Origin of the sequence: Dokdonia sp. 4H-3-7-5 (assembly GCF_000212355.1) — a bacterium.
In the GTDB taxonomy this organism is placed as follows: Bacteria; Bacteroidota; Bacteroidia; order Flavobacteriales; family Flavobacteriaceae; genus Dokdonia.
On record NC_015496.1, the window covers coordinates 3,215,041 to 3,228,130 of the forward strand.

Here is a 13,090-nt window from a genome sequence, read left to right on the forward strand (position 1 = left end):
CATAAAACTCCGCATAATTTTAATTAACAAGCGTGTAATTACTTTATTGTGAATGATGTTGCTCATAATTTAAAATGCATTCGTAACTTTTACCATCTTAAAAACCAATCCAAATGAAATTAAAATACAGCACACTAGCGCTAGGTCTTGTACTAAGTACTTCGCTATTTGCCCAAAAGGACAACCCAACCGTTCAGGCGCTTATTAAAGAAGCCACCACCAACTCACAGCTAGAAACACTAGCTCATGAAATTACAGACGTACTAGGACCTAGACTTGTAGGAACTCCGCAAATGCAAGCTGCCAATGACTGGGCAGTAGCGCAATATAAATCTTGGGGAATTGAAGCAAGAAATGAACAATATGGAGAATGGCGTGGCTGGGAACGTGGTATCTCACACATAGACATGCTGGAACCACGTGTACAAAGTTTGCGCGGTACACAACTCGCATGGAATCCTAGTACCTCAAAAGAAGGAGTTACTGCAGAGGTAATCACTTTACCTACTGTAAAAGATGCTAAGGATTTTGAAAAATGGCTTAAAAATGTAAAAGGAAAAATTGTACTCCTTTCCATGCCACAAATCACGGGACGACCAGATTACAACTGGGAAGAGTTTGCAACCGAAAAGTCTTTTGCCAAAATGAAAAGACAACGCGACTCACTTTCTAACCTATGGAATGATAACATACAGCGCACAGGATTTACAAACAGAGGATTGCCAGAAGCATTAGAAAATGCTGGAGCTGTTGGGATTGTTACTTCAAACTGGTCAAGAGGTTTTGGTGTGAATAAAATCTTTAGCGCACGCACGAAGAAAATCCCAACAGTAGATTTAGAATTAGAAGATTATGGAATGCTATACCGACTTGCTGAGTCTGGACATACACCAAAAATCAACATCACAGCCATTTCAAAAGAACTTGGAGCGGTACCTACTTTTAACACTATAGCTGAAATTAAAGGGACCGAAAAGCCAGAGGAATATGTGATACTTTCGGCGCATTTTGATTCTTGGGATGGCGGTACAGGTGCAACAGACAACGGTACTGGGACGCTAGTTATGATGGAAGCTATGCGTATTTTAAAGAAAATTTATCCAAACCCAAAGCGCACTATTCTTGTAGGTCACTGGGGAAGTGAAGAGCAAGGTCTTAACGGCTCAAGAGCATTTGTAGAAGATCATCCAGAGATTGTAGCAAAGGTGCAGGCATCTTTTAACCAAGACAACGGTACTGGACGTGTAGTACGCCTTAATGGTGGCGGTTTTTTAAGAAGTTACGACTATTTAAACAGGTGGCTCAATGCGGTGCCAAACGAAATTACAGATGAGATTGAGACTACATTTCCAGGAGCTCCTGCACGTGGAGGATCTGATTATGCTTCCTTTCAAGCAGCTGGTGCACCAGGATTTAGCCTAAGCAGCCTTAACTGGTCTTACTGGAACTACACATGGCACACCAACCGTGACACCTATGATAAAATTGTTTTTGACGATATACGTAACAACGTAATTCTTACAGCAATATTAACGTATATGGCTAGTGAAGATCCAGAGTTTACATCTCGTGAGCGAGCAGTATTACCTATCGATCGTCGTTCTGGAGAGCCTAGAGAATGGCCTACTCCAAGATCTCCTACTCGTAAAGGTGGAATGGACTAATTAGAATAATGGGTACGCTTTCGCGAAAGTGTACCCATCTTTTTTTGAAATAAGCGTTTAATATTAAAAAGACAAAAGCCTATGAAACCATTAAGAAAAGAAGATATTGCTCAAGGAGTTTTTGATCTTTATGACGACTACGCTCATAATAAAATAGACCGAAGAATCTTTATCGAACGTTTATCTGTATTTGCTGTAGGCGCGATAACGCTACCAGCACTGCTTAGTTTTATGACACCAGATTATGAAACAACGCAAACCGTAGCGCAAGATGATCCTACTATAGATAGCGACTACATTCAGTACGATTCTCCCAAAGGTGGCGGTAGCATTAAAGGATTATACTCAAAACCTGCAAATGCAACAGGCAAATTGCCTGGAGTCATTGTGGTACATGAAAACAGAGGACTCAATCCGTACATAGAAGATGTAGGAAGACGTACTGCTAAAGCTGGGTTCTTATCCCTAGCACCAGATGCTTTAAGTCCGCTGGGTGGGTATCCTGGTAATGATGATGATGGTAGAGCGATGCAACGCAAGCGAGATCGTCTAGAAATGCTAGAAGATTTTATAGCTGCCTATCACTATCTTAAGAATCATGAAGACTGTAATGGCAAAGTTGCTGTTGTAGGTTTTTGTTTTGGAGGATGGGTTTCAAATATGATGGCAGTTTTATTACCTGATCTTGCAGGAGCTGTTCCGTTCTATGGAAGACAACCAGATGATGAGCAAGCCGCCGAAATCAAAGCTCCGCTCCTACTACAATACGGAGGACTCGACGAGCGCGTAAATGCCGGATGGCCCGCTTTTGAAAAAGTGCTTACTGCAAATAATATTCCGCATACGGCTCACTTTTATGAAGGTGTCAATCATGGATTTCATAATAACACGACTCCGCGATTTGACGAGAAAGCCGCTACGCTCGCTTGGGATAGAACGATAGCATTTTTTAATACATATCTCAAGGCCTAGTCTTTATGAACCACAATACTCTTATTGAAACATTTTACAAGGCGTTTACTAACGGAGATGCAGCAGGAATGACTGATTGCTATCATGATGACATTATTTTTTCTGATTCTGCGTTTGGAACCTTACATGGCAAAGAAGCAAAAGCCATGTGGCACATGCTTATCGAGCGTGGTAAAGGAGCCAATAAAGTGAGCTATAGTAACATTGAAACCACAGCCTCCACTGGAAGCGCGCAGTGGACGGCCCGCTATCCATACGGACCAAAAAAACGCCCCGTTGTAAATCATGTGACTGCAAATTTTACATTTAAGGATGGCAAAATCATAGAACATCACGACACTTTTGATATGTATAGCTGGACCAAACAAGCACTTGGGTTGCCAGGAGCTTTATTAGGATGGTCAGGATTTATGCGCAACTCAATTCAAAAAAAGACCAACGGGATGCTCAAAAACTACATGGAGAAAAATCCGCAATAAGTCGGCTTCCTTTTAAAGTGTCACGTTACCCATATCAATAGTGTGGACTAATTCAAGTATCTTTATGCCCTGTTAGAAAAAGCATTCTTTTTGAAAGATATTTTACTCATCACTCCGCCATTTACGCAACTCAATACCCCTTATCCAGCTACGGCATACATTAAAGGGTTTTTAAATACTAAGAATATCTCATCATTCCAGATGGATCTAGGTATAGAGGTAATTTTGCAACTATTTTCGGCAAAGAAGTTTACAAGGCTTTTTGAGATTGCTCACGAGCATGACACGATTGTTTCAGATAATTGCAGGCGAATCTATGCAATGCGAGATACCTATGTAAAGCTACTTGATGACGTGATTTCATTCTTACAAGGGAATAACCAAACCATCGCTAGGCAAGTATGCACGGGCAACTTCTTACCACGCGCTTCTCGTTTTGATCAGCTAGATGATATGGAGTGGGCTTTTGGTGAGATGGGAATGCAAGACAAAGCAAAACACCTTGCCACACTCTTTCTAGAAGATTTATCGGACTTTATTGTAGAATGCATTGATCCTAATTTTGGATTTAGTCGCTATGCTGAGCGTTTGGGTCAGAGTGCAAACTCTTTTGATGAGTTATATACCTCGCTACAAGATGACTTTACTATTGTAGATGAGATTACTATAGAGATTTTAGAAGCACGCTTTCGCGAAAGCGTACCAAAACTAGTATTACTGTCGGTTCCATTTCCGGGAAATCTATACAGCGCCTTTAGATGTGGGCAGTGGATTAAAGAACACTATCCAACAGTTAAAGTGGCTATGGGAGGTGGTTTCCCTAATACAGAGTTACGAGAATTAACAGACACAAGAGTCTTTGAATTTATAGATTATATCACGCTAGATGATGGCGAACTTCCAGTAGAACTTCTTGTAGAAGATGTTGTGCAAAACGTTGAAAACCCTACCTATAAGCGCACATTTATACTAGAAAATAGTGAAGTTGTTTACAAGAATAACACGCTCCGTCAAGATTATAAACAAGCATATCTCGGCACTCCCGACTATTCAGATTTATTGCTTGATCAGTATGTCTCTGTGATTGAGATTGCAAACCCTATGCACAGCTTGTGGAGTGATGGTCGCTGGAACAAACTAACCATGGCGCATGGTTGCTATTGGGGTAAATGTACCTTTTGTGATATTTCGTTAGATTATATAAAAATTTACGAACCCATCGCTGCTAGTATTCTTGTAGATCGTATGGAAGCGCTTGTAGCACAAACAGGAGAAACTGGTTTCCACTTTGTGGATGAAGCCGCACCACCAGCATTAATGAAAGCCCTTGCGCTAGAAATAATCAAACGTGAACTGGTGGTCACCTGGTGGACAAATATTAGGTTTGAAAAGAACTTCACTAAAGATTTATGTAGACTCCTTAAAGCATCTGGTTGTATCGCCGTTTCTGGCGGACTGGAAGTCGCTTCAGATAGACTATTGAACCTTATTGATAAAGGGGTAACCATTGCACAAGTTGCTCAAGTCACACTCAACTTCACGGAGGCAGATATTATGGTGCACTCCTACTTGATGTATGGATATCCTACTCAAACCGAGCAAGAAACAATAGATAGTCTTGAGATGGTACGCCAGCTTTTTGAACTTGGCATTATACAATCTGGCTTCTGGCATCAATTTGCGCTTACCACACACAGCCCTGTAGGTAAAGACCCTGAGAGCTACGGGGTAACTCCACATTACAATGAGATTACCTTTGCAAATAATGACGTAGACTTTAGTGATAAAACAGGTATAGACCATAGCAAATTCAGCTACGGACTTAAGAAGTCCCTATTCAACTACATGCACGGAATTGGGTTTGATGAAGGATTACAAGAGTGGTTTGACTTTGATGTTCCTCGCACAACAATTCATCCACATGTGATAGAAGATAGTCTTCAAGACGAATTACAGTTAAGCACAAAATCTACCTCTAGAATACTGTGGCTTGGTTTTGCTCCCACGCAGAGAACATTTAAAAAGAAAAAACGCGAACTCACAGAGCTTACGTTTCACGATCAAACAGGAACTACTCAAATTACGGTAGATACTCAGGATGCACTTTGGCTAATTGATATGTTAGAAATCGCGAGCCCACATCAAGATAAGTTACCGACTTACGCAACACTCAAGACTTCATATGAGGAAACGCAAGAAAATTTTGAGTTATTCTGGTATTCTAAAGCGATGCTAAGTCTGCGAGAAGCAGGACTGCTGGTTATATAAAATAATAGATTATTGAGGTACGCTTTCGCGAAAGCGTAATAAGAAAAATACTCCTAGTGATATTTCTGAAAGATTTTTAAAGCTTCGTTGTAGCTACTTTCAAAACTCATTGCATTCACATTATCATTTGCCTTTACCGAGGCAAAATAAGAAACGAGTTTCTCTGTGGGCATGTTACCCGTAAGATCATCTGCTGCCATAGGGCAACCTCCAAAACCTTGAATTGCACCATCAAATCTGCGACAACCAGCTTTGTAAGCGGCATCTACCTTCTCATGCCAGGTTGTTGGCGTTGTGTGTAAATGCGCGCCAAACTCCACTTCTGGGTAACGCTTAATAAGATTAGAAAAAAGATAATCAATCGTCTCTGCATCTGAGGTACCTACGGTATCTGATAAGGAAAGTATTTTTACTCCCATACTGCTGAGCTTTTCTGCCCACTCCCCTACGATATCCACATTCCATGGATCTCCATAAGGATTACCAAATCCCATAGAAATATAAACGACGAGCTCTTTATCCTTAGAAGAAGCGAGCTCTATAATATCTTTAAGTAAGTCTACAGATTGTGCGATTGTTTTATGCGTGTTACGCATCTGGAAGTTCTCTGAGATAGAAAATGGATAACCTAGATAATCTACCATTTCATGCTGTACCGCATCTTGCGCACCACGCAAGTTTGCTACAATAGAAAGTAATTTACTATCTGTCTTTGATAGATCAAGGCTATGTAAAACCTCTGCAGAGTCCTGCATTTGAGGTATCGCCTTTGGCGACACAAAACTACCTACGTCTATGGTGTCAAAACCACAGCGTAATAATGATTGTATATATTGAACCTTAGACTCTGTAGGAATCCAGTCTTTTATACCTTGCATCGCGTCACGAGGACACTCAATAATTTTTACATTCTCATTCACTACGTAAAAATAGCAGTTTCAATTGTTGTATCACAACTAGAACTGACAATTAAGTGATGATTTTATAATTTACTTGTCAACAAGATTTTGAATAGCTTACTGCTGAGCTTCTTGTTTTGCGACAATTTTATCTACACAGTTTATACCGTCTATCGCAGCAGATATAATCCCTCCAGCATATCCAGCACCTTCACCACAAGGATATAATCCTTTAATCTCTACGTGTTCAAGAGTATCCCAATCACGAGGAATAGAAACAGGAGATGATGTACGACTCTCAGGAGCGTGTATGACTGCATCATTAGTGAGGTAGCCTTTCATTTTTCTTCCAAAACCTAAGAACGCTTTCTTTAATCGTTTTGCAATTAAATCTGGAAGCACTTTATTCAGATCTACTGCTACAATTCCTGGTTGGTAGGAGGTTTTAGGAAAGTCTTTTGACACACGACCATCTATAAAATCACGCATACGTTGTGCAGGAGCAGCTTGTGTTTTTCCTGCCGCTTCCCAACATGCACGCTCTACCGACTTTTGAAAGTCTAAACACACAAAAGGATCTCCCTTTTTGTAATTAGGCAAATCTTCTGGGGTAACACTTACCACAATTCCCGAGTTTGCATAAGGGTTATCACGCTTAGATGGGCTCCATCCGTTGGTTACAATCTCTTCTTGATCTGTAGCACAAGGAGCTATAATCCCACCTGGACACATACAAAAAGAATACACTCCTAGTCCGTCCACCTGCTGTACCAGACTATAAGAAGCTGGTGGTAAATACGGATTATCACCATCTGAATGGTATTGTATGTCATCTATTAATTCTTGCTGATGCTCAATACGCACGCCTATCGCAAAAGGCTTTGCCTCTATCTTAATGTTACGTTTATGAAGTAAGTAAAATATATCTCGTGCAGAATGACCAGTCGCAAGTATCACGTTATCAAAATCAAGCCAATCGGTATCATTCACTTGTATGGCTGTAATGGCACTATCTTCTATTTTGAGATCTGTAAGTTTTGTATCAAATCTCACCTCTCCACCATACTGGATGATGGCTTCACGCATCGCAGTAATGATTTTAGGCAATTTATTAGTACCTATATGAGGATGCGCATCTACTAAGATGTCTTCTACAGCGCCAAAATGTACAAACCACTCTAGTGCTTTAAGTACATTACCACGTTTTTTTGAACGCGTGTATAACTTCCCGTCAGAATATGTTCCTGCTCCTCCTTCTCCAAAACAATAGTTGGAGTCTGGATTTACAATATGTTCCTTATTGATAGCTGCTAGATCGCGTCTTCGTGCACGTACATCTTTTCCTCGCTCAAATACGATAGGTTTTAATCCACCTTCTACGGCACGTAGCGCAGCATATAATCCTGCGGGACCAGCACCTATAATTGCAATTTCCTTTGCATTTGAAACATCTTGGGGTACAAAAGGAGGAATCTGGGGACGCTCTTCTCCATTTTTCCAAAATTCAATTTGTAGTGAGACTTTCACTGGTGATTTGCGAGCATCTATAGATCGCTTGCGTATATCCCATTCTCTTACATCATCTGCTCTTAGTCGGGCTTTTTTAAAGGCAACTTCTGCGATGTAATCATCATCTTCTGCTTGGTGTGGGAGTACGTTTATTTGAACAAGTGTAGACATAGCGCGAAGATAAGTCCTTACCATCTTGAAACCGAACTAGAATTTAAAAATTGGAATGTAATTTTCAGGAATCGTAAACAAAAAGAAGATTAGTCAATTTCCTCGTAGTCCACATATTCTCCCACCACTTTTGACGCTTTTTTAGGCACATCTTTAGTTTGAGCTGTAGGTCTTTGTGTTTGTTGTGCTTGCTGCTGGAAACCTTTAAAAGCGTTTTCCATTTTCTGTCCCGCTTTTTTAGTAATGTATTTTACGAAATAAGGCCAAAGTAATTTACCTAAGAATCGCAACCCAAAATAAACCATCAATATGATGGCTAATGTTTTTAGGAAACTAGGAATTTCTGCAACTAAGAGCATAAATATAGCTTTTAGACAAAATTAGTAATTATGAATCGCAACAATAGCCCGTATAAGCTTAAAAAAAAGATAAATTCTCCTATATTTGATATACTAACCTACAAACCTATGCATACGTTGCGTTTTTTAACCTCAGTCTTTATATACTTAGCACTCGTGGCTACAGCTACTGCTCAATATACTGAGACAATTAATTCAAACAGACCTGGAGAATCCCAAGGTGCTTTTAGTGTAGGCACTCGAGTTTTACAAGTAGAGACAGGTTTTGATATAGGTAACGACACCCACTCCTTATTACAAACAGATACAGATATAATAGGCTATAATCTTAATTTAAGATATGGTTTGTTTTTTGAAAATCTAGAACTAAATGGACTTATGCGTTATCAACGTAACGAGGTTTCCTTTACTTCTGGATCTGCTCCATTAGACCCTATATCTGGACTTGAAACGGTACAAATAGGAGCAAAATATTTAGTATATGATCCTAACAAATACGCTCAAGACGAGGTAAATCTATACAGCTATCATGCTAATAACCGCTTCAAGTGGAAAACATTAATTCCAGCAGTAAGTGTTTATGCCGCCGGTGTTTTTGACTTTACAAATAGCCAATTTAACACCGTACGCGAAGACGGGATTAGTCCTAATATTGCTTTACTATTACAGCACAACTGGGGTCGTTGGGTATGGGTAAATAATATCATTTTAGACAGAGTAGGGACAGAATTTCCTACTAACTCTTGGATTACTACGCTTACGCACTCCTTCAATGAGAAGTTTGCTGGGTTTGCTGAGTACCAACTTATAAGTGGCGATTTATATGCAGACTATATAGTAAGAGCTGGTGGTGCATATTTAATCACAAAGAATCTTCAGGTTGATTTAGGTGGTCTTGTAAACTTCAAGGATACACCGTCTAGGTGGAATGTTTCGGCAGGTGTTTCATACCGACTAGACCTACATGAGAAAGACGAAATTATAGAAGATAAAAATGCGGCAGATGACAAGAATAGTTCCTCTAAGAGACAAGCAAAACGCATAAATAAAAAGAAACGTAAAGATGCTGTAGATCCTGATGGTCAAAGCAACGATACAAACTAACTCCCCTAAATGCAATCGATGATTACCCTTAAGGAAATGATTACCCCTAGAGAACTTAAACAATTTGTTAAGTTCCCATTTTCCCTATATAAAAACGAACCTAAATGGGTACCTCCTATCGTGGCAGATGAGCTAGATAGTATGGATCCAGCAAAAAATCCTGTATTTAAAAATGCTACTGCTCGTTATTTTCTCGCTTTCGCGAAAGCGAAAAATGGAAAAGAAGAAATAGTAGGAAGAATCTGTGCCATTATAAATGATATAGAAATTAAAGAACAAGGAAAGCCAAAAATGCGTTTCGGTTGGTTTGACGCTATTGATGATATCGAAGTAACCAAGGCACTGCTTGCTAAGGTTACCGAAATAGGAAAAGAGAATAATCTGGAGTTTATAGAAGGTCCAGTAGGATTTTCTAATATGGAAAAAGCAGGATTACTTATAGAAGGTTATGAGTATATGAATACCATGATAACTTGGTATAATTTCCCATATTATAAAGACCATTTTGAGCAATTAGGATTTGAAAAAGCTGCCGAATGGGTAGAATTTAAAATACAAATTGATCCGCCAGAAGCACAGAATCCAAAGGTTAAGAAGTTTGCAGATATCATTGCAAAAAGATATGAGCTTAGTCCGCTAGAGTTTAAAACCTCTGCAGATGTAAAACCTTATGTAAATGAGATGTTTGGTTTGCTTAACAAAACTTATGACAAGCTAAGTACGTTTGTACCTATACAGCAGTACCAGATTGATCATTATAAGGAAAAGTACATCAAGTACATACATCCAGATTTTATTAAATGTGTCCAAGATAAAGATGGAAAACTAGTTGCATTTGCTATTACTATGCCTTCATTTAATGAAGCACTCAAAAAAGCGAATGGAAGTTTATTCCCTTTTGGTTTTTATCACTTGCTTAAAGCGAAAAAGCGAAATGACACTGCTGCGTTCTATCTCATAGGTATTGATCCAGAATATCAAAACAAAGGAGTTACTGCGGTAATCTTTCAAAAAATGCAAGAGCTTTTTAATAAGCGAGGGATTACTCAAGTTGAGACTAACCCTGAGCTAGAAGAAAACAAAGCCATACAGCAGCTGTGGAAAAACTATGAACATATTCTCCATAAACGTAGAAGAACCTATAGAAAGGACTTCTAGCAACTACGCTAAAAAATTTTAAAAGCAAAAACCAACTATCATGATAGATGCTTTAAGCCTTTTTCAACTTCTTATTGATTTTGGGCTCGTGGTGTTGATCCTTATGGTACAACTCACCATTTATCCTAGTTTTCTGTATTACAAGACTGAAGATTTACTAAGCTGGCATCAGAAGTATACAGGTGCCATAGCGGTTATTGTAGGTCCATTAATGCTTGCACAACTTGGAATGGCTATCTACGCATTAATAGCACATCAAGAATTTTTATTTGGGAGTATGTATTTGTTACTAGTCACTGCTACGTGGATATCTACGGCAGTCTTGTTCGTACCTATTCACAATCGGATTGGAAAAAGTAAACATACCAATAAGGACCTACAAAAGCTTGTACATCATAATTGGATACGAGTAATACTTTGGGTTTTGATCATGTTGCTAAGCCTATTTAAGTACTATCTAGCTTAATAATCTAAGACATTGCTACAAACGGTTAAGCTTCTAAAATGTGCTGCTTATGATGAGCAACTAAGCCATCAATAGGTCTTTTTAAAATTTTACCAGGTGTTAATCCAAAACCTTTAAGCACTTCTTTTAATTCTGCTTGTAAATAGAAACCTATAGAGCCTACAAAGTGAATTGGTATTTCCTTAGCATCTGGAAATTGAAGCACTACTTGATGCTCTATAAAGAGAGAAAGTCCTCTCATTATTACACCTTGGCAATAATCCTCGTCCTTATTTTCAATAAGAAAACGAGCAAAAGTTGCTAGATATGTATTAGGGTTAGGGTTTTTATATAAATGATTTTTAATATTTTCTGAGGTAAGGTCATATTCTGTCTCAAACTTCTCTGATAAATATTTAGGCATTTTTCCAAACTTATAGTCTCTTATAAGTTCTGCTCCATAGTAATTACCACTAGCGTCATCCATTAATACATAACCCAGTGACACTACTTTTTGAATGATATCATTACCATCAAAATAACTACAGTTGGAACCAGTACCTAGTATACAAACGACGCTCTTCTCACCTTCTGTAGCAGTTGCATATAGTGCAGCATATGTATCTTCCTTAATTACAATCTCATCTGCCTCCTTAAATATCTCATCAAATACCTCTCTTATAAGTTCGCGAGGTTTTGTAGTTCCACAACCTGCTCCATAAAAGTAAAGTCCTTTTACTTTTTTTCGATCCTTATATAGCTCAAAATTATTTACGATGCGTTCACGTAAAATTTCTTGTGATAATACCTGCGGATTTAAGCCCAATGTTTGAGTCTGGAAGAGGTGTTTACCATCATCAGAAAGTGCGATCCAATCTGTTTTTGTGGATCCGCTATCTACTACTAAGATCATATAGAAGTGTGTAAGATTGTGTATAAAGAGAAAATAATGCGCTACGAGAGCGCATATATAGTTGTATGATAAATAATTCTAATAGCTATTGAAGTATTGCACATCAATAGCTACTAGATTATAAATAACGGTATTATAGGCCGTTAATCTTTTCTGCTAGGTCTACTAGTTTGTTTGAGTAACCAAACTCGTTATCATACCATGATACTAGCTTAAAGAATTTTGAGTTAAGCTCAATAGAAGCGTCTGCATCAAAAATACTTGTGCGATCATCACTTACAAAATCTTGAGATACAACTCCTTCTTCTGTATATCCTAAGATTCCTTTCATTGAACCTTCAGATGCTTTTTTGAAAGCAGCTTTAATTTCTTCTAGACTAGTTTCCTTTTTAGTACGTACTGTAAGATCTACTACAGATACATCTACTGTAGGAACTCTAAACGCCATACCAGTAAGTTTACCATCTACCGCAGGAAATACTTTTCCTACTGCTTTTGCTGCTCCTGTAGAAGCTGGCACAATATTTACAAGTGCACTACGACCTCCACGGTAATCCTTTTTAGAAGGACCATCTACTGTAAGTTGTGTCGCTGTAGTTGCGTGGATTGTAGTCATAAGACCTTCTTCAAGACCCCAATTATCCTCTACTACTTTTGCAAGTGGTGCAAGACAGTTAGTTGTACAAGACGCGTTAGAAACAATCTTATGATCTGCTGTTAATTTCTCGTCGTTTACACCCATTACAAACATAGGTGCATCTTTAGAAGGTGCAGATATCACTACCTTTTTTGCTCCTGCTTGAATATGATAATCTGCAGTATCAAGTGTAGTAAAAATACCTGTACACTCTGCTACAACATCTGTATCCACTTCATCCCACTTAAGGTTTTTAGGATCACGCTCTGCAGTAATACGTATTGTTTTACCATTTACCACTAGGTTTCCATCTTTTACATCAATGGTTCCATCAAAACGACCGTGCACAGAATCATACTTTAAAAGATATGCAAGGTGCTCTACATCTAGAAGGTCATTTATTGCAACCACATCTACATTATCTCGCTTTACAGTTGCTCTGAAAACAATACGTCCTATTCGTCCAAAACCGTTTATTCCTAATTTCAAGTTTGCCATCTTATCTTATTTAC

12 protein-coding genes are annotated in these 13,090 nt (G+C 38.7%); 7 read left to right on the forward strand and 5 right to left on the reverse strand.

The features are described from left to right. Positions 1-113: 113 nt before the first annotated feature. The 4 genes from KRODI_RS14205 (at position 114) to KRODI_RS14220 (ending at position 5,383) form a co-directional block, all read left to right on the forward strand. Positions 114-1,664 carry a M20/M25/M40 family metallo-hydrolase gene (locus KRODI_RS14205; protein ID WP_013752317.1) on the forward strand — a complete coding sequence of 517 codons (1,551 nt, stop codon included), beginning with the start codon at positions 114-116 and terminating at the stop codon, positions 1,662-1,664. Between the two features lie 81 nt (positions 1,665-1,745). Further along, positions 1,746-2,636, forward strand: a complete 891-nt coding sequence (locus tag KRODI_RS14210) for a dienelactone hydrolase family protein (protein ID WP_013752318.1) — start codon at positions 1,746-1,748, stop codon at positions 2,634-2,636. A gap of 5 nt (positions 2,637-2,641) precedes the next feature. Continuing rightward, positions 2,642-3,115 carry a nuclear transport factor 2 family protein gene (locus KRODI_RS14215; RefSeq protein ID WP_013752319.1) on the forward strand — a complete coding sequence of 158 codons (474 nt, stop codon included), beginning with the start codon at positions 2,642-2,644 and terminating at the stop codon, positions 3,113-3,115. A gap of 90 nt (positions 3,116-3,205) precedes the next feature. Further along, positions 3,206-5,383 carry a B12-binding domain-containing radical SAM protein gene (locus tag KRODI_RS14220; RefSeq protein ID WP_013752320.1) on the forward strand — a complete coding sequence of 726 codons (2,178 nt, stop codon included), beginning with the start codon at positions 3,206-3,208 and terminating at the stop codon, positions 5,381-5,383. A 53-nt stretch (positions 5,384-5,436) separates the two neighbouring features. Here KRODI_RS14220 and KRODI_RS14225 read toward each other — a convergent pair whose 3' ends face one another. The 3 genes from KRODI_RS14225 to KRODI_RS14235 form a co-directional block, all read right to left on the reverse strand. Then, entirely contained in the window at positions 5,437-6,303 is an 867-nt protein-coding gene (locus tag KRODI_RS14225; protein ID WP_013752321.1) for a hydroxymethylglutaryl-CoA lyase, read from the reverse strand. Between the two features lie 96 nt (positions 6,304-6,399). Further along, complete coding sequence (locus tag KRODI_RS14230) at positions 6,400-7,962, reverse strand: NAD(P)/FAD-dependent oxidoreductase (RefSeq protein ID WP_041295956.1); 1,563 nt, start codon at positions 7,960-7,962, stop codon at positions 6,400-6,402. An 89-nt stretch (positions 7,963-8,051) separates the two neighbouring features. Then, the gene (locus tag KRODI_RS14235; RefSeq protein ID WP_013752323.1) at positions 8,052-8,321 is read right to left on the reverse strand and encodes a hypothetical protein; all 270 of its coding nucleotides are present in this window, start codon (positions 8,319-8,321) and stop codon (positions 8,052-8,054) included. A gap of 30 nt (positions 8,322-8,351) precedes the next feature. Here KRODI_RS14235 and KRODI_RS14240 point away from each other — a divergent pair, with 30 nt between their 5' ends. Genes KRODI_RS14240 through KRODI_RS14250 form a run of 3 tightly spaced genes read left to right on the forward strand, consistent with a single transcriptional unit; the run spans position 8,352 to position 11,049 of the window. Next, positions 8,352-9,425 (forward strand): transporter, encoded by a 1,074-nt coding sequence (locus KRODI_RS14240; RefSeq protein WP_013752324.1) that lies wholly within the window; start codon positions 8,352-8,354, stop codon positions 9,423-9,425. Positions 9,426-9,443: 18 nt separating this feature from the next. Continuing rightward, positions 9,444-10,583 (forward strand): GNAT family N-acetyltransferase, encoded by a 1,140-nt coding sequence (locus tag KRODI_RS14245; RefSeq protein ID WP_013752325.1) that lies wholly within the window; start codon positions 9,444-9,446, stop codon positions 10,581-10,583. A gap of 40 nt (positions 10,584-10,623) precedes the next feature. Beyond that, on the forward strand, positions 10,624-11,049 hold the full coding sequence (locus KRODI_RS14250) for a hypothetical protein (protein ID WP_013752326.1): 426 nt from the start codon (positions 10,624-10,626) through the stop codon (positions 11,047-11,049). Between the two features lie 25 nt (positions 11,050-11,074). Here KRODI_RS14250 and KRODI_RS14255 read toward each other — a convergent pair whose 3' ends face one another. Continuing rightward, complete coding sequence (locus KRODI_RS14255) at positions 11,075-11,941, reverse strand: hypothetical protein (RefSeq protein ID WP_013752327.1); 867 nt, start codon at positions 11,939-11,941, stop codon at positions 11,075-11,077. Positions 11,942-12,074: 133 nt separating this feature from the next. Next, the gene (gene gap, locus KRODI_RS14260; protein WP_013752328.1) at positions 12,075-13,076 is read right to left on the reverse strand and encodes a type I glyceraldehyde-3-phosphate dehydrogenase; all 1,002 of its coding nucleotides are present in this window, start codon (positions 13,074-13,076) and stop codon (positions 12,075-12,077) included. Positions 13,077-13,090: the final 14 nt, after the last annotated feature.

Excerpts from the sequence above, each read along its gene's own strand:
- KRODI_RS14205 (WP_013752317.1), top strand. The coding sequence starts at position 114 with ATGAAATTAAAATACAGCACACTAGCGCTAGGTCTTGTACTAAGTACT.
- KRODI_RS14210 (WP_013752318.1), top strand. The coding sequence starts at position 1,746 with ATGAAACCATTAAGAAAAGAAGATATTGCTCAAGGAGTTTTTGATCTT.
- KRODI_RS14215 (WP_013752319.1), top strand. The coding sequence starts at position 2,642 with ATGAACCACAATACTCTTATTGAAACATTTTACAAGGCGTTTACTAAC.
- KRODI_RS14230 (WP_041295956.1), bottom strand. The coding sequence starts at position 7,962 with ATGTCTACACTTGTTCAAATAAACGTACTCCCACACCAAGCAGAAGAT.
- KRODI_RS14235 (WP_013752323.1), bottom strand. The coding sequence starts at position 8,321 with ATGCTCTTAGTTGCAGAAATTCCTAGTTTCCTAAAAACATTAGCCATC.
- KRODI_RS14240 (WP_013752324.1), top strand. The coding sequence starts at position 8,352 with ATGAATCGCAACAATAGCCCGTATAAGCTTAAAAAAAAGATAAATTCT.
- KRODI_RS14245 (WP_013752325.1), top strand. The coding sequence starts at position 9,444 with ATGATTACCCTTAAGGAAATGATTACCCCTAGAGAACTTAAACAATTT.
- KRODI_RS14250 (WP_013752326.1), top strand. The coding sequence starts at position 10,624 with ATGATAGATGCTTTAAGCCTTTTTCAACTTCTTATTGATTTTGGGCTC.
- KRODI_RS14255 (WP_013752327.1), bottom strand. The coding sequence starts at position 11,941 with ATGATCTTAGTAGTAGATAGCGGATCCACAAAAACAGATTGGATCGCA.
- gap (WP_013752328.1), bottom strand. The coding sequence starts at position 13,076 with ATGGCAAACTTGAAATTAGGAATAAACGGTTTTGGACGAATAGGACGT.